This is a genomic window from Tsuneonella aeria (assembly GCF_009827495.1).
GTDB classification, from domain to species: Bacteria; Pseudomonadota; Alphaproteobacteria; order Sphingomonadales; family Sphingomonadaceae; genus Tsuneonella; species Tsuneonella aeria.
Genome location: NZ_WTZA01000001.1, coordinates 870788 through 885647, shown reverse-complemented (window position 1 = coordinate 885647; position 14860 = coordinate 870788). Strand labels below are relative to the sequence as shown.

The window sequence follows — 14860 nt, the reverse complement described above, 5'->3', positions numbered from 1 at the left end:
CGATGGCGTCTGGTCCCGCCGGAGCGCAGGCCGATCCGGTGAGCGCGGAAGCAAAAGGCTCGCCGCACACCGGCAGCCTGTCGCGCCGGATGATGGTGATCGCCTTCGGGTGGATCGCAATCCTGCTGCTGGCCGGAGGGTTCGCGCTCGATCGCACGCTGACGAAGCAGATCGAGAACAGCTTCGACGAACAGCTCGAATATCTTCTGAACGCGATGCTGGTTTCCGCCGAGATCGGGCCGGACGGCGAAATCTATTTCAACCGCACCATCGGCGAACCGCGCTTCCTGGAACCCAACAGCGGGCTCTATTTCCAGATCAGCGCGCCCGGGCGGGAAGGGTATCCGTCACGATCGCTGTGGGACAAGACCTTGCGCGTCCAGGGGAACCATCTCGATTCGCAGGCGCACTTCTACAACAGCGAACAGTTTCCGGAGGAACCGCTGCGCGTCGTCGAACGGTCGGTGACGCTGCCTTACAGCGACAGCCGCTGGACGTTCGTGGTGGCATCGGCCCGCGTTCAGCTGGACGAGCAGATCGCCCGCATCCGCTGGATCCTGGGGTGGAGCTTCGCGGTCCTTGGCCTCGGCCTGTTCGCGATGGCCATGTTGCAGACGTGGTACGGCCTGGGCCCGCTGCGCCGCGTGCGACTGGCCATCCAGCACATGCGCGCCGGCGGCGCCAACCGCGTGACCGACCCCCTGCCGCTGGAAGTGCAACCGCTGGTGGAGGAGCTCAACGGCTTGCTCGCCCATTCGGAACGCCAGGCGGAAGAGGCGCGCACCCACGCCGGCAACCTGGCCCACGCGCTGAAGACCCCGCTCACCGTGATCAACAACGCCGCCACCGCGCGGGCAGAGGACCTGTCTGAAACGGTGATCCGCGAGGCCGGCACCATGCGGCGGCACGTGGACCATCACCTTGCGCGCGCCCGCGCCGTGGGGCGGCGCGCGGTGGGCCATGCCCAGACGCCCGTTTGCGAAAGCGCGGAGGCGGTGCGCCGGGCGGTGGAGCGGCTCTATCCCGAAGTGCGCTTCGATCTCGACGGCAACCGCGACGCGATCGTCGCCATCGAGCGGCAGGACCTCGACGAAATCCTCGGCAACCTCATCGAAAACGCGGCCAAATACGGCGGCGGCAGCGTGTTCGTGACCGTGGATGCGGAGCCTGACGCGCGCAACTGCGTGATCTGGGTGGAGGATGACGGGGCCGGCATTCCGGAGACGGAGCGCATCCGCATCTTCGACCGCGGCGCGCGGCTCGACACGGGAAAGCCCGGCACCGGCCTTGGCCTCGCCATCGTGCGCGACGTGGCGGAAATCTATGGCGGCGGTGTCACGCTGGGCGAAAGCGACGATCTGGGCGGCCTGATGGTCCGCCTGATACTGCCGCGGCCGGGCGGGGGGCGCCCGGGCTGATCTGTCAGCCGTCGCGCGCGCGTTCGTGGTGGCGGATGACTTCGTCGATCACGAAGCGGATGAACTTCTCGCTGAATTCGGGATCGAGCTGCGCGTCTTCTGCCAGCGCGCGAAGGCGGGCGATCTGTTCGGTCTCGCGCGCCGGGTCTGCCGGCGGCAGGTGCGCGTCCGCCTTGTAGGCGCCCACCGCCTGCGTGATCCGGAACCGTTCGGCAAGGATGTGGATCAGCGCGGCATCGAAGTTGTCGATGCTCTTGCGATAGGCGGCGAGGACGGGATCGGTGGTTTCGGTCATGCGCGGCGCGACACGATAGCGGCGATTCGCCGCTTGCCAAGCTCCCGCTTGCCGCCCAAATGCCCGGCATGAGCGCCGAGATCGTTCCGCTGAAGCGCCCCGGCGCGCCCGTGCCTTCGCTCGACCCGATGCTGGAGCTGACCGCCCCCGGCATGAACGCGGTGAACGCGGTGATCCTCGACCGCATGCAGTCGAAGATTCCGCTGATCCCCGCGCTCGCCGGCCATCTCATTTCGGGCGGCGGCAAGCGGTTGCGGCCGATGCTGACCCTCGCGGGCGCGGAAGTCGTCGGGTACAACGGCACGCGCCATCACAAGCTGGCCGCCGCGGTCGAGTTCATCCACACGGCGACCTTGCTGCATGACGACGTGGTGGACGGTAGCGACTTGCGCCGCGGCAAGGCGGCGGCGAACATCGTGTTCGGCAACCCGGCGACCGTGCTCGTGGGTGACTTCCTGTTCAGCCGCGCGTTCGAGCTGATGGTGGAGGACGGCAGCCTCAAGGTTCTGAAGATCCTCTCCAACGCCAGCGCCGTGATCGCGGAAGGGGAGGTCGACCAGCTCACCGCCCAGCGCCAGATCGAGACGAGCGAGGAACGCTATCTTTCGATCATCGGCGCCAAGACCGCCGCCCTGTTCGCTGCGGCCAGCCGGATTTCCGCGGTCGTGGCGGAATGCGACGAGCGGCGGGAGCAGGCGCTCGACGATTACGGCCGCAACCTCGGCATCGCCTTCCAGCTGGTCGACGACGCGATCGACTACGATTCGGATGCGAGCACGATGGGCAAGGCGCGGGGCGACGACTTCCGCGAAGGCAAGATGACCTTGCCGGTGATCCTCGCCTACGCCCGCGGCAGCGAGAGCGAGCGCAAGTTCTGGCAGGCGGCTATCTCCGGCCATCTCGCCGGTGACGACGCACTTGCGGAAGCAACCCGCCTGATCGCGCATCACGGCGCGCTCGACGCCACGCGGGACCGGGCGCGCCACTTCGCCGCGCGTGCCGCCGATGCGCTGGCGATCTTCCCCGACAGCGCGGCGCGCCAGGCGATGGAGGAAGCCGCGCGTTTCGCCGTCGCGCGCGGGTATTGATCCCTCCGGTCGGAGCCCTGCTGCACCGGGCCCGCGCCCGATGAGCGACCTTCCCATCCATGCCGTGCTGCCCGATCTTCGCGCCGCCCTGCGCGCGGCGACGGGCGCGGTTCTGATCGCGCCGCCGGGTGCGGGCAAGACCACCGTGGTCGCGCCGGCGCTCCTAGCCGAACCGTGGTGCACCGGCCAGATCATCGTCACCTCGCCCCGCCGGGTCGCCGCGCGCGCGGCTGCCGAACGCATGGCGGAGCTGCTGGGCGAGAAGCCGGGTGAAACGGTCGGCTACCTGACCCGGATGGACAGCCGCCAGTCGGCCCGCACCCGCGTGCTGGTGGTGACGGAGGCGATCCTGGTCAACCAGCTGCTCGACGATCCGGAACTTGCCGGGGTGTCGGCCATCCTGTTCGACGAGGCGCACGAGCGGCACCTCGATGGCGACCTCGGCCTGGCGCTGGCGCTGGAGGCGCAAGGGGTGCTGCGCGAGGACCTGCGTCTGCTGGTCATGTCCGCGACCATCGACGGGGCGCGGTTTGCCCGGCTGCTGGGTGCGGACGCTCCCGTCATCGAAAGCGCGGGTGCGGCGTTTCCACTTGAAATCAGGTGGTTGGGCGCAGATGCTGACAAGCGGTTCGAAGATGCGATGGCCGCGGCAATCGTCACCGCCTGGCGCGAACAGGCGGGCAACGTGCTCGGCTTCCTGCCGGGCGTGGGCGAGATCGAGCGCGTGCGCGAGCGGCTGGCCGAACGGTTGCCGGATGCGCTGGTGCTGCCGCTGCACGGGCAGGTGGAGCCGGCGGGACAGCGTGCCGCGATCCGCCGCGATCCGGCCGGGCGGCGACGAATCGTGCTGGCGACGGCCATCGCGGAAACCTCCCTGACGCTCGATGGCGTGTCGGTGGTGGTGGACAGCGGCCGCGCCCGCCGGGCGGAATTCGACAAGGCGGCCGGGACCACGCATCTCGTCACCGGGCGCGCCAGCCAGGCGGCCGCGGCGCAGCGGGCTGGGCGCGCCGCGCGTCAGGGGCCCGGCGTCGCCTATCGTCTGTGGGAGGAAGCCGCGCACCCCGGCCGCCCGCCGTTCGACCCACCGGAAATGCTCACCGCCGACCTCGCGCCGCTGGTCCTGGCGCTGGCGCAGTGGGGCGCGGGCGATCCGGCTGCACTGGCCTGGCTCGATCCGCCGCCCGCCGCCGCGCTGGCCGCCGCACGATCCCGTCTGGCAGGGCTCGGCGCGCTTGACGGCGAAGGGCGGATCGCGGACCGGGGCCGGGCGCTCGCTGCCCTGCCACTGGGTCCGGCGCACGCTGCGATGGTGCTGCGCGGGGCGGAACTGGGCGCGTCGGAGATCGCGGCGCGCATCGGCCTGCTGCTGCAGGAACGCGGCCTGGGCGGGCGGGGCGAGGATATAGCGCACCGCCTGCAGCGCTGGTCTGCCGACCGCTCCCCCCGCGCTGAGGCAAGCCGCAAGCTGGCGGCAGGATGGGCGCGGAAAGCCGAACGGCTGGCCGAGCGAGAACCAGGCGCCCGTGCCGCTGTGCCGCCCGCTGTCCTGCTGCTCGCCGGCCTTCCCGACAACTTGGCGCGGCGGCGGGATGCCTCGGGTGAACACTGGCTCTCGGCTGGCGGGCGCGGCTACCTGCTCGACCCCGCCAGCCCTCTGGCGCGGGCGGAATGGCTGGCAATCGGCGACGCGCAAGGAGCCGCCAAGGGCGCACGCATCACCGCCGCGCTGCCGCTAGACACCGCGGAGGTGGAACGCTGGCTCGCCGACCGGATCGAACGGCGCAGCGTGCTCAACTGGACGGGCAACCGGATCGAGGCGCGGCTGGAGCGGCGGATCGGCGCGATCACGCTCGCCAGCGGCCCCGACCCTGCGCCCGACCCAGACGCGGTGAGTGCGCTGCTTGTGGACAAGGCACTGGAAAACCTGTCGACGATCGTGCCGCAAGCACTCCTCGCCCGGGCGCGGTTCGCGGGGATCGAAGCGCTCTGCGAAGAGTCGCTGCGCGCATCGACGGCGCTCTGGCTCCGGCCTCTCCTGGACGGTCGCCGCGATCTCGATGTGCCGGGGAGCAGGGTGGCGGACGCGATTCTCGGCCTGCTTGACTGGCATCAGCGCCAGCGCCTCGACACCCTGGCCCCGCGCGAATTCGTCAGCCCCGCCGGCACGCGCCACGCGATCGATTACGCCGGTGATGATGCCCCCAGCGTGGAGGTCCGCGTGCAGGCGCTGTTCGGGCTGGATGCCCATCCGATGATCGGCGCCACGCCGCTCCTGCTAAAGCTGACCAGCCCGGCCGGCCGGCCGCTGCAGTCCACGCGCGACTTGTCCGGGTTCTGGCGGGGAAGCTGGAAGGATGTGCAGCGCGACATGAAGGGCCGGTATCCCCGGCACCGCTGGCCCGACGCGCCGTGGACCGAAAAGCCCAGCCTCAAGACGAAGAACGCCTTCCAACGTGCGCCAAGCTGAATTAGGGCAGGGGCATTATGGCCGCACGCATCTATCAACGCCCGAAGAACGCCATGCAGTCCGGCAAGGCGCTCACCGACCAGTGGATCCTGGAATTCGAGCAGACGGAGGCGCGCGTGCCCGATCCGCTGATGGGGTGGACCGGCAGCGGCGACACGCAGGCGCAAGTCGTGCTGAAATTCGCGACGTGCGCCGAAGCACAGGATTACGCCGCCCGGCACGGCATCACGGCCCGCATCCACGCAACGCCGCCCAAACGGCTGAAATTGCAGGCCTACGCGGACAACTTCCGCTAGGGCGGCTCAGGCGTTGCCGTTGCGGCGGCGCGTTTCCCAACCTTTCCTGGCGGCGGCGGAACGGTCCGAATCGCGTCGGCCCGAACCGGATTGCTTGCCGCCGCCGTCCTGCTTGTTCACCGTCGCCCAGGCGCGCCGCTCGGCTTCGGAACTGGAGACGCCGCGTTTTTCGTAGCTTTCCTCGATATGTTCCGCCTTGCGCTTCTGCTTGTCGGTATATGCGTCCTTGTCGCCCTGGGGCATGTTCGCTCTCCTTGCGCCATCCACCGGCAAACGCACGGCGTCGCAGCCGGTTGCATTCGGGACTGCTGTTCGCCATATGCGCGGCCGGGAGTCGGTCGGACGCTTGCGTCCGCCAACCTGGTCAGGTCCGGAAGGAAGCAGCCACAACGGGTTGCGGCGGGTCGGCCGGCTCCTCCTTTCTTTCCATGACATTCCGCCCCCCAGCCCCTAGTTTCCGCGCATGAGCGATTCCGGGGACATGTTCGGCGATACCCCTCCCGAAAAACCGGCCGAAGGCGACGCTGCCGATGCGCGGCCGACGGCTGCCGAGCTGGAAGCCGCCGGGCAGAATTCGATGTTCGGCGATTTGGCACCCGCGCCTGGGCCTGCACCGGCACCGGCCGATCCGGCAGCGCCCGCGCTTGCGCCATCGTCGCCCGAGCCGGCCGAGGCAGCGCGCCCATCCCGGCCCGAGGCCAGCCAGCCCTATCGCGTGCTGGCCCGGAAGTACCGCCCGCAGACCTTCAGCGAGCTGATCGGGCAGGAACCCATGGTTCGCACGCTGGCCAATGCGATCAAGCGCGACCGGCTGGCCCATGCGTTCCTGATGACCGGGGTGCGCGGGGTGGGCAAGACGTCCACCGCGCGGCTGATCGCCAAGGCGCTCAACTGCATCGGACCGGACGGGCAGGGCGGCCCGACGATCGACCCGTGCGGCACGTGCGAACCCTGCCGCGCGATCGCTGAGGGGCGCCATATCGACGTGATCGAGATGGACGCCGCCAGCCATACCGGGATCAACGACATTCGCGAGATCATCGAAGCGGTGCGCTATGCCGCGGTGTCGGCGCGCTACAAGATCTACATCATCGACGAAGTGCACATGCTGTCGACGCCTGCCTTCAACGGGCTTCTGAAGACGCTGGAAGAGCCGCCCGCCCATGTGAAGTTCCTGTTCGCCACGACCGAGGTGGACAAGCTGCCCGTGACGGTCCTCAGCCGCACCCAACGCTTCGACTTGCGGCGCATCTCGCCCGAGATGCTCCAGCAGCATTTCGCCAGCGTGTGCCGGCAGGAGGGCGTGGGCGCCGAGGACGAGGCGCTGCACCTGATCGCCGCCGCGGCCGAAGGGTCGGTGCGCGATGGCCTGTCGATCCTCGACCAGGCAATCGCCCATGCCGATCTGGATCTGGACGGGCCGGAACAGGCGCCGCAGGTGACCGCCAGCCGCGTGCGCGACATGCTCGGCCTTGCGGACAAGGGCGCGCAGCGGCGCCTGTTCGCCTGTCTTCTGGAAGGGGACGCCAAGGGTCTCCTGGCCGCGCTCGACGATCAGTACGCGCTGGGTGTCGAGCCGCTCGCCCTGATGCGCACGCTGCTGGAGCTCACCAATCGCATCACCGTTGCGCAAGTCGGCGGCAGCGGCGCCGACGCGCCGACGGCGGAGGAGCGTGCGGTGATCGATGGCTGGACCGGACAGCTTTCGCCCGGGCAGCTGCATCGGCTGTGGCAGTTGCTGCTCAAAGGGTACGACGAAGTGCGCAGCGCGCCGGACCCGCTGGTCGCGGCGCAGATGGCCTTGCTGCGGACACTGCACGCCGCGGACCTGCCGGATCCCGGCACGCTGGCGAAGACGCTGGAGGACATGGCAGCGCGTGCCGCCGCCAACCCCGCACCTTCGGTGGCCGGTGCCGATGCCCCAGCGCCGGCAGCGCGCGCCATCGAATGGGCGGACCTTGTGCGCGATCTGGAGCAGCAATCCGGCCAGCTTCACCTCGCGTCCCGTTTGCGGATGCAGGTGCGCCCCGTGTCCGTGGCGCACGGAACGCTTACTTACGAGCAGGCGCCCGGCTTCGGCGACGATCTCGCGTCGGATATCCGGCAAGGCCTGTTCGAACTGACGGGCGAACGCTGGCAGGTCGAGCGGGTCGAGACAGGCGGCGCCCCTTCGCTGTATGAAATCGAGCAGGCCGAGCAGGCCGCCGCCGAAGAGCGCCTGCGAGCCCACCCGCTGGTCGAGGCGACACTCGCCGCTTTTCCCGACGCCGTGATGCTGTCCGAAGAGGACGACGCCGGCGCACCACCATGGAGCAGACGCGCATGAAATCGATGGAAGAAATGCTCGCCGCCGCGCAAAAGGCGGCCGAAACGATCCAGCAGCAGATGGGCGATGCCCAGGCGAAGCTCGATGCGCTGGAGGTGGAAGGCGTCGCCGGCGGCGGGCTCGTCAAGATCCGCTGCACCGCCAAGGGGCGGATCCTTGGCGTGTCGATCGACGACAGCCTGATCGTGCCCGATGACAAGCAGATGCTGGAAGACCTCATCACCGCCGCGTTCAACGACGCGCGGGGGAAAGCCGACCGAGTCGCGAACGACGAGATGCAGAAAATCCAGTCGGGCATGGGCCTGCCGCCGGGCTTCAATATTCCCGGCCTCGGCTAGGCAGCGGTCTTTACGCGGCGGCGCCGCGTGGCCGCGACCGCCGTTCGCCCTCGGCGAAGCGGCCGCCGGCCTGTTCCAGTAACTGGTGCACGGTGGCGATGTCCACGTGACTCGCCGCGGGATCGACGGACACGAACACCTTGCCGCGGGTGACGGCTGCCTCGTAATAATCGACCGCCCGGTCCTCCACGTCGAGGTCCGTCAGCATTCGCGCAAACGCGCCCCCGGTCGCCCCCATGGCACCGCCGAAGGCGCCCATGACCGCGGCCGCCTGCGCCGCGATTGCGCCGCCGGCTGCGATCAGGCCCACGCCGGGTATGGTCAGCAGCGTCACGCCGAAGATCGCGCCGGCCAGCCCGCCGCCCGCGCTCGCCGCCGCGACGCTCAGCCGCGAATGGCCGCGCGGTTCGTCGGGGTTCGATTCCAGGTACTGGCCAGCGCGCCACAGCAGGGAGATTGCCCGGGCGCTCACGCCGGATGCGGTCAGCTGCCGGAAGGCGCGCTCGGCCGCTTCGGGCCTTTCGAAGATCGCCGTGACCTCCTGCCGCCGCTTGCATTTCTCGACCGCGAACGCCTGGGAAAAACAGCGGGCGAATTCGTCCCGCGCGGCGGCCTCGTCGAACGTGAGCCGCAGGCCCGCCTCCCGGTGCAGCTTCGACACGCTGGGCGAGGCACCGCCGCGAAAGAGCGTCCGCAGCAGCATCTGCACCGTGGTGGGGCGAAGCTCCTGGTCGGTCCCGCGATTGATCCAGGTAAGGCGCCGGGGGCGGGGATGGCCTGTGCGCAGATGATTGAGCGCGGCGAGATCTTCCGCGCGCACCACGAAACTCGCAAGGCGGTCAACCTCCTGCGTCATCGCGGTGGCATATGACAACCGGTTGGGCTTGGCTTGAAGGAAATCGACATTAGGCGCCCGCGTGCCGCAGCGGCACGGATGTGTATAAGTATGGTTACCGAGGCCGACCGCGGAATCCGTTACGATTATCCTGCGATCCATCGCGGGGGCAACGAACGGAGTGGACAATCGTGATGCGCCTTCACCGCAGCGTTCCCGGGATCATCGCGCTGGCGATCACCGCCCCTGCCCAGGCCGGCACCACAAGCGGGACGATCGCGGTCTCGCTGACTGTTGAGCCGACGTGTCATGTCACCGCGCGGCCGATGCCGTTCGTGTGGCGCGCGGGCTTTCCCAGCCATGCACAGACCGGCGATCGAACCCGGCGAATATCGCGACACCCTGACCGTGACCGTCACGTTCTGATCGAGAAGGCCACGCGCCCCTGTTGCGCCACCCGGCGCCAACTCCCATATCCGCCGGCAATGGACGGATACGTGAAATGAATCAGATTTTCCCCCTTCTCCCCTTGCGCGACATCGTGGTCTTCCCGGGCCAGGTCGTCTCCATCTTCGTCGGCCGCGAGAAGTCGGTCGCGGCGCTGGAATCGGCGATGGGCGGCGACAAGGACGTGTTCCTGGTCGCCCAGCTCGATCCCGCGTGCGAAGACCCGGTGCAGGAAGACCTGTACCAAACCGGCGTTGTGGCGCAGGTCCTGCAACTGCTGAAAATGCCCGATGGAACCGTGCGCCTGCTTGTCGAAGGCGGCCAGCGCGGGGAACTGAAGAGCATGCGGGCGGAAGGCGGCTTCCTGGTGGCCGACGTGGAAACGCGCGCGCCCGACACGGCCTCCGGCAGCGAAGTCGTCGCGACGATGCGCCACGTGGTCGAACAATTCGGCGAATATGCGAAGCTGAACAAGAAGCTCGGCGAAGGCGCGGGCAACGATCTCGGCGAGATCGACGACGCGGGCGAGCTTGCCGACACGATTGCCGCTGCCATCACCGCGAAAGTGGGCGAGAAGCAGGCGCTGCTGGGCGAGCGCGATCCGTTGAAGCGCCTCGAACGTATCATGGCGATCATGGACGGCGAGCTGTCGGTCCTGCAGGTGGAACGCAGGATCCGCGGCCGCGTGAAGCGCCAGATGGAAAAGACCCAGCGCGAATATTATCTCAACGAACAGCTGAAGGCGATCCAGAACGAGCTGGGCGGCGGCGACGGCGAGGATGGCGACGAGATCGCCGAACTCACCGAGAAGATCGCCAAGCTGAAGCTCAGCAAGGAAGCCCGCGCCAAGGCCGAAGGCGAGTTGAAGAAGCTCAAAACCATGCAGCCGATGAGTGCGGAAGCCACCGTCATCCGCAATTACCTCGACGTCCTCCTGGGCCTGCCCTGGGGCAAGAAGTCGAAGGTGAAGAAGAATATCGCCGAAGCGCAGGCGGTGCTGGACCAGGACCACTACGCCCTTGAAAAGGTGAAGGACCGGATCGTCGAATACTTGGCGGTGCAGGCGCGCACCAACAAGCTGAAGGGCCCGATCCTGTGCCTCGTCGGCCCGCCGGGCGTGGGCAAGACGTCGCTCGGCAAGTCGATCGCCAAGGCGACCGGGCGTGAATTCGTGCGCCAGTCGCTGGGCGGCGTACGCGACGAGGCGGAGATCCGCGGCCACCGGCGGACCTATATCGGTTCGCTGCCGGGCAAGATCGTTTCCAACCTGAAAAAGGCCGGGACCAGCAACCCCCTGTTCCTGCTCGACGAGATCGACAAGCTCGGCCAGGATTTTCGCGGGGACCCCGCTTCGGCCCTGCTCGAAGTGCTGGACCCGGAACAGAACAACAAGTTCCAGGATCACTATCTCGAGCTCGATCTCGACCTCAGCGACATCATGTTCGTGACCACCGCGAACAGCCTGAACCTGCCGCAGCCGCTGCTGGACCGGATGGAGATCATCCGCCTGGAAGGCTACACCGAGGACGAGAAGGTCGAGATCGCGCAGCGCCATCTGGTCGCCAAGCAGGTGGAGGCGCATGGCCTGAAGGACGGCGAATTCGTCGTCACCGAAGACGCGCTGCGCGACCTCATCCGCTATTACACGCGGGAGGCCGGCGTCCGCACGCTGGAGCGCGAGATCGCGCGGCTTGCGCGCAAGTCCCTGCGGCGGATCCTCGAGAACAAGGATACCAGCGTGACCATCACGCCGGAAAACCTCGGCGACTTCGCGGGCGTGCGCAAGTTCAAGCACGGGGTAAGCGAGGACGAAGCGCAAGTGGGCGCGGTGACCGGGCTTGCCTGGACCGAAGTCGGCGGCGAACTGCTCACCATCGAAAGCGTCACCACGCCCGGCAAGGGTGAGGCCAAGACCACGGGCAAGCTGGGCGACGTGATGAACGAGAGCGTGGCGGCGGCCTTCAGCTTCGTGAAGGCGCGGGCGCCGGCATACGGTATCAACCCGCGGCTGTTCCAGCGCAAGAACATCCACATCCACCTGCCCGAAGGGGCCGTGCCCAAGGACGGGCCGAGCGCGGGCGTGGGCATGGTCACCTCGATCGTGTCGACGCTCACCGGCGTCGCGGTGCGTCCCGACGTGGCGATGACCGGGGAAGTCACCCTCCGCGGCCGCGTGCTGGCAATCGGCGGCCTCAAGGAAAAGCTGCTCGCCGCGCTGCGGGGCGGCATCAAGACGGTGCTGATCCCGGAAGAGAACGTGAAGGACCTGGTGGAAATTCCCCAGACCATTCGCGACGGGTTGCAGATCGTGCCGGTCAGCCATGTAGACCAGGTGCTGGAACATGCACTGGTCGCACCGCTCAGTGCCATCGAGTGGAGCGAAGCGGACGATCTCGCCAGCCAACCCCTGCCGCCCCAACATGGCGAGGGCGCGCGCGCGCATTGACCATGCGGCCGGGCGATCCCTGCCGCGCGATCGCCTCGTCGCCCGTGTGTCTCATTTCCGCGCACCGGCGCGCGTTCCCGTGTGACAAGCCCGATTTCGCTTTGACTTGATAGCCAAAACGCTCTCAAACTCCCGGCCTTTGGCGGCGCCGAATCCTGTCGGTTCGCCGCTTCATCGCTGTCGCTTTCGCAAGGGGGATTGAATGAACAAGAACGACCTCATCGGGTCAGTCGCCGAAGCTGCCGGGCTTTCCAGGAGCGACGCCGCCAGCGCGGTAGAGGGCGTGTTCGATGCAATTACCAATGCACTGAAGAACGGCGACGAAGTGCGTCTGGTCGGATTCGGAACGTTCACCGTAGCGCGCCGCAAGGCTTCCACGGGGCGCAACCCGCGCACCGGTGAACCGATGAAGATCAATGCCTCCAATCAGCCCAAGTTCAAGGCCGGGAAGCTCCTCAAGGATTCGGTGAATTGAACGATCAGCGCGTGGCGATCGCGTAGAGCGCGATCGCCGCTGCGTTGGAGACATTAAGGCTCTCCATCGCCTCCGCGATCGGGAGCCGTGCCAGCGAATCGCAATGGGACGCCACGTTGTGGCGCATGCCTTCGCCTTCAGCGCCCAGGACCAGCGCGACCTTGCCCGCGGGCAGAGCTTCGGCCAGCGTCGCTTCCGCTTCTCCGGCGAGGCCGATGCGCCAGTAACCGGCCTCGGCCAGATCCTCCATCGCGCGGGCGAGGTTCACCACGCGGACCCACGGCACGATTTCCAGCGCACCGCTGGCCGACTTCGCGACTGTGCCCGACTCGGGCGGCGCGTGGCGATCCTGTGTTACGATCGCGGCCGCGCCGAATGCGGCGGCCGACCGCAGGATGGCACCCACATTGTGCGGGTCGGTGACTTGGTCGAGCACGAGCACGGGCCCGTCATCCTCGATCGCCTCGTCAAGGAAGACATCCTCCAGCGGCGCGCATTCGAGCACCAGGCCCTGGTGCGGCGCATCGCGCGCGACCAGGCGTGCCAGGTCGGCCGGATCGGCCCATTCCACGGGGAAATCAGAAGGGAGTTCACCATCGAGCGACGCCACCCCTTCGCGCGTCGCCCACAGCTTGCGGTGAACGCGCTGCGGGTTCTTCAGCGCCGCTTCGACGGCGTGGCGCCCCCACAAGCGCACTTGCCCCGCGCCTGCCCGGCCGCTGCCGCGACCGCCCTGCATCCGGCCCGCGCGGCCGCGCATCGCCTTCTTCTTTTCACCTTTGGCCATGTGCGGGCCTGTGCCAGCGGGGCCATTGACAGGCAAGCGCCGCTTCGCCATTGCGCGCTCCTCTCGGCCGGCCGACCCTGTAGCAGGGGTCATCTCTTAAAAAGAAGCGGCAGGCCCTGTGTGGACAGGTGGCCGAGTGGTTAAAGGCAGCAGACTGTAAATCTGCCCGTGCAAGCGTACGCTGGTTCGAATCCAGCCCTGTCCACCACCTTTTTGCCTGAGGCGCCAAAGGCGTCCGGGTGGATCGACATGCATCTGGGGGGATGGATGAACAAGCGAATGCCGATGTCGCCGGAGGCTCGCGCGAAGGCTGCCGCAGCGCGGCGTAAACGCCTCCTGATCACGAAAGTGCTGCTCGTCATCGCGGGCGGTCTGGTGATCGGAATGTGGGCTTACCTGTTTCTCGGCAAGTGATCCGATGCTTGCGGCACGGGCGTCGCGGGCCTAACCCGCGGCGATGAACGCGTCACACCGCCCGGTCATATCGGCGACCGGCCTCTACACGCCGCCGGAATCGATCACCAATGCCGAGCTGGTCGCCAGCTTCAACGCCTATGTCGAGCGGTATAACGCCGACCATGCGCAGGCGATTGCCGCGGGCACGGTTGCAGCGCTTCAGCCCAGTTCCACCGAGTTCATCGAGAAGGCGAGCGGCATCAAGTCGCGCCATGTGATCGAAAAGGCGGGCGTCCTTGATCCCGCCGTCATGCGCCCCTGCATCCCCGAGCGTGGGAATGACGAGCTTTCCGTCATGGCGGAAATCGGCGTCGCGGCCGCGCGCCAGGCGCTGGCGAATGCCGGGCGCGAGGCGAGCGACGTGGACGCCGTGCTTTGCGCCGCTTCCAATATGCAGCGCGCCTATCCTGCGATGGCCATCGAGATCCAGCAGGCGCTGGCCATAGAGGGTTTCGCATTCGACATGAACGTCGCGTGCTCTTCCGCCACGTTCGGAATCCAGACCGCGGCGGATTATATCCGCGCCGGCCACGCCCGGTCCGTGCTGGTCGTCAGCCCCGAAGTGACGAGCGGCCATCTCAACTGGCGCGACCGCGACAGTCATTTCATTTTCGGCGACGTTGCCACGGCCGTGCTGGTGGAGGACGCCGGAATCGCCCCGGTCTGTCACTGGGACATTCTGGGCACGAGGCTGAAGACCGTGTTTTCCAACAACATCCGCAATAATTTCGGCTTCCTCAACCGTGCGGCGCCTGAGGGCGAGGGCCTGGCCGACAAGCTTTTTGTCCAGGAAGGGCGCAAGGTGTTCAAGGAAGTGGTGCCGATGGTCTCGGCCCTGATTCTCGAGGAATCCGCGCGGCTCGGGCTCGATCCGCAGGCGTTGCGCCGGCTGTGGCTGCACCAGGCCAACGCCGGGATGAACCGCCTGATCGCGGAGCGTGTGCTGGGGCACGAAGCGTCTGAGGATGAAAGCCCCACCGTGCTCGACACATATGCCAACACCTCGAGCGCCGGATCGGTGATCGCCTTTCACAAGCACAACCGTGACCTTTCCGGCGGGGATACCGGGGTGATCTGCAGCTTCGGTGCCGGATACTCCGTGGGCGCGGTGTTCGTGCGGCGGGCCGCCTAGAAGGCGGCGGTTTCGCTTGTGACAATCCGGCGCACGCCGTAAGCCCGCCTC

Annotated in this window: 15 protein-coding genes, 1 tRNA gene and 1 other RNA gene; 13 read left to right on the top strand and 4 right to left on the bottom strand. The window is 67.8% G+C overall.

Annotated elements, in window-relative coordinates:
• The first annotated feature begins 2 nt into the window (after positions 1–2).
• Positions 3–1418, top strand: coding sequence for a sensor histidine kinase (locus tag GRI40_RS04285; protein ID WP_160611394.1), 1416 nt, complete (start codon positions 3–5; stop codon positions 1416–1418).
• A gap of 4 nt (positions 1419–1422) precedes the next feature.
• Here GRI40_RS04285 and GRI40_RS04280 read toward each other — a convergent pair whose 3' ends face one another.
• Positions 1423–1713 carry a chorismate mutase gene (locus tag GRI40_RS04280; RefSeq protein ID WP_160610199.1) on the bottom strand — a complete coding sequence of 97 codons (291 nt, stop codon included), beginning with the start codon at positions 1711–1713 and terminating at the stop codon, positions 1423–1425.
• Positions 1714–1781: 68 nt separating this feature from the next.
• On the opposite strand from GRI40_RS04280, the gene GRI40_RS04275 reads away from it, so the two are divergent.
• The 3 genes from GRI40_RS04275 to GRI40_RS04265 are packed head-to-tail and all read left to right on the top strand — an operon-like array spanning position 1782 to position 5567.
• Positions 1782–2801, top strand: coding sequence for a polyprenyl synthetase family protein (locus GRI40_RS04275; RefSeq protein ID WP_160610198.1), 1020 nt, complete (start codon positions 1782–1784; stop codon positions 2799–2801).
• 40 nt (positions 2802–2841) lie between these two features.
• Positions 2842–5271, top strand: coding sequence for an ATP-dependent helicase HrpB (hrpB, locus tag GRI40_RS04270; protein WP_160610197.1), 2430 nt, complete (start codon positions 2842–2844; stop codon positions 5269–5271).
• Positions 5272–5288: 17 nt separating this feature from the next.
• The gene (locus GRI40_RS04265; RefSeq protein WP_160610196.1) at positions 5289–5567 is read left to right on the top strand and encodes an ETC complex I subunit; all 279 of its coding nucleotides are present in this window, start codon (positions 5289–5291) and stop codon (positions 5565–5567) included.
• Positions 5568–5573: 6 nt separating this feature from the next.
• Here GRI40_RS04265 and GRI40_RS04260 read toward each other — a convergent pair whose 3' ends face one another.
• Positions 5574–5810, bottom strand: a complete 237-nt coding sequence (locus GRI40_RS04260; RefSeq protein ID WP_160610195.1) for a plasmid stabilization protein — start codon at positions 5808–5810, stop codon at positions 5574–5576.
• 84 nt (positions 5811–5894) lie between these two features.
• On the opposite strand from GRI40_RS04260, the gene ffs reads away from it, so the two are divergent.
• The 3 genes from ffs (at position 5895) to GRI40_RS04245 (ending at position 8231) form a co-directional block, all read left to right on the top strand.
• An RNA gene (ffs, locus tag GRI40_RS04255) (signal recognition particle sRNA small type) lies at positions 5895–5989 on the top strand.
• Between the two features lie 41 nt (positions 5990–6030).
• Positions 6031–7893: a DNA polymerase III subunit gamma/tau gene (locus tag GRI40_RS04250; protein WP_160610194.1), complete on the top strand. Its 1863-nt coding sequence runs from the start codon at positions 6031–6033 to the stop codon at positions 7891–7893.
• A complete protein-coding gene (locus GRI40_RS04245; RefSeq protein WP_160610193.1) occupies positions 7890–8231 on the top strand; it encodes a YbaB/EbfC family nucleoid-associated protein in 342 nt (113 codons plus the stop codon). The genes GRI40_RS04250 and GRI40_RS04245 overlap by 4 nt, the downstream gene beginning before the upstream one ends.
• Positions 8232–8241: 10 nt before the next feature.
• Here GRI40_RS04245 and GRI40_RS04240 read toward each other — a convergent pair whose 3' ends face one another.
• Positions 8242–9087, bottom strand: coding sequence for a hypothetical protein (locus GRI40_RS04240; protein WP_160610192.1), 846 nt, complete (start codon positions 9085–9087; stop codon positions 8242–8244).
• A 170-nt stretch (positions 9088–9257) separates the two neighbouring features.
• Between GRI40_RS04240 and GRI40_RS04235 the strand changes: the two genes are divergently transcribed.
• The 3 genes from GRI40_RS04235 (at position 9258) to GRI40_RS04225 (ending at position 12434) form a co-directional block, all read left to right on the top strand.
• Positions 9258–9572, top strand: a complete 315-nt coding sequence (locus GRI40_RS04235; RefSeq protein ID WP_160610191.1) for a Csu type fimbrial protein — start codon at positions 9258–9260, stop codon at positions 9570–9572.
• Positions 9569–11959: an endopeptidase La gene (lon, locus tag GRI40_RS04230; protein ID WP_160610190.1), complete on the top strand. Its 2391-nt coding sequence runs from the start codon at positions 9569–9571 to the stop codon at positions 11957–11959. Before GRI40_RS04235 ends, lon begins: the two co-directional genes overlap by 4 nt.
• Before the next feature lie 202 nt (positions 11960–12161).
• Positions 12162–12434, top strand: a complete 273-nt coding sequence (locus tag GRI40_RS04225) for an HU family DNA-binding protein (protein WP_160610189.1) — start codon at positions 12162–12164, stop codon at positions 12432–12434.
• 4 nt (positions 12435–12438) lie between these two features.
• Here the strand turns inward: GRI40_RS04225 and rlmB are convergent, their stop codons facing one another.
• Entirely contained in the window at positions 12439–13221 is a 783-nt protein-coding gene (gene rlmB, locus GRI40_RS04220) for a 23S rRNA (guanosine(2251)-2'-O)-methyltransferase RlmB (RefSeq protein ID WP_160610188.1), read from the bottom strand.
• 122 nt (positions 13222–13343) lie between these two features.
• Here rlmB and GRI40_RS04215 point away from each other — a divergent pair.
• The 3 genes from GRI40_RS04215 to GRI40_RS04205 all read left to right on the top strand — a co-directional run bounded on the left by GRI40_RS04215 (position 13344) and on the right by GRI40_RS04205 (position 14809).
• Positions 13344–13429 (top strand) — tRNA-Tyr (locus tag GRI40_RS04215).
• Positions 13430–13500: 71 nt separating this feature from the next.
• On the top strand, positions 13501–13635 hold the full coding sequence (locus GRI40_RS13985) for a hypothetical protein (protein WP_272916544.1): 135 nt from the start codon (positions 13501–13503) through the stop codon (positions 13633–13635).
• Between the two features lie 43 nt (positions 13636–13678).
• On the top strand, positions 13679–14809 hold the full coding sequence (locus tag GRI40_RS04205; protein ID WP_160610186.1) for a beta-ketoacyl-ACP synthase III: 1131 nt from the start codon (positions 13679–13681) through the stop codon (positions 14807–14809).
• Positions 14810–14860: the final 51 nt, after the last annotated feature.

Coding starts and splice junctions, on each gene's coding strand:
- GRI40_RS04280 (WP_160610199.1), bottom strand. CDS start 1,713: ATGACCGAAACCACCGATCCCGTCCTCGCCGCCTATCGCAAGAGCATC.
- GRI40_RS04285 (WP_160611394.1), top strand. CDS start 3: ATGGCGTCTGGTCCCGCCGGAGCGCAGGCCGATCCGGTGAGCGCGGAA.
- GRI40_RS04225 (WP_160610189.1), top strand. CDS start 12,162: ATGAACAAGAACGACCTCATCGGGTCAGTCGCCGAAGCTGCCGGGCTT.
- GRI40_RS13985 (WP_272916544.1), top strand. CDS start 13,501: ATGCCGATGTCGCCGGAGGCTCGCGCGAAGGCTGCCGCAGCGCGGCGT.
- GRI40_RS04240 (WP_160610192.1), bottom strand. CDS start 9,087: ATGACGCAGGAGGTTGACCGCCTTGCGAGTTTCGTGGTGCGCGCGGAA.
- GRI40_RS04265 (WP_160610196.1), top strand. CDS start 5,289: ATGGCCGCACGCATCTATCAACGCCCGAAGAACGCCATGCAGTCCGGC.
- lon (WP_160610190.1), top strand. CDS start 9,569: ATGAATCAGATTTTCCCCCTTCTCCCCTTGCGCGACATCGTGGTCTTC.
- hrpB (WP_160610197.1), top strand. CDS start 2,842: ATGAGCGACCTTCCCATCCATGCCGTGCTGCCCGATCTTCGCGCCGCC.
- rlmB (WP_160610188.1), bottom strand. CDS start 13,221: ATGGCCAAAGGTGAAAAGAAGAAGGCGATGCGCGGCCGCGCGGGCCGG.
- GRI40_RS04250 (WP_160610194.1), top strand. CDS start 6,031: ATGAGCGATTCCGGGGACATGTTCGGCGATACCCCTCCCGAAAAACCG.
- GRI40_RS04260 (WP_160610195.1), bottom strand. CDS start 5,810: ATGCCCCAGGGCGACAAGGACGCATATACCGACAAGCAGAAGCGCAAG.
- GRI40_RS04205 (WP_160610186.1), top strand. CDS start 13,679: ATGAACGCGTCACACCGCCCGGTCATATCGGCGACCGGCCTCTACACG.
- GRI40_RS04275 (WP_160610198.1), top strand. CDS start 1,782: ATGAGCGCCGAGATCGTTCCGCTGAAGCGCCCCGGCGCGCCCGTGCCT.
- GRI40_RS04245 (WP_160610193.1), top strand. CDS start 7,890: ATGAAATCGATGGAAGAAATGCTCGCCGCCGCGCAAAAGGCGGCCGAA.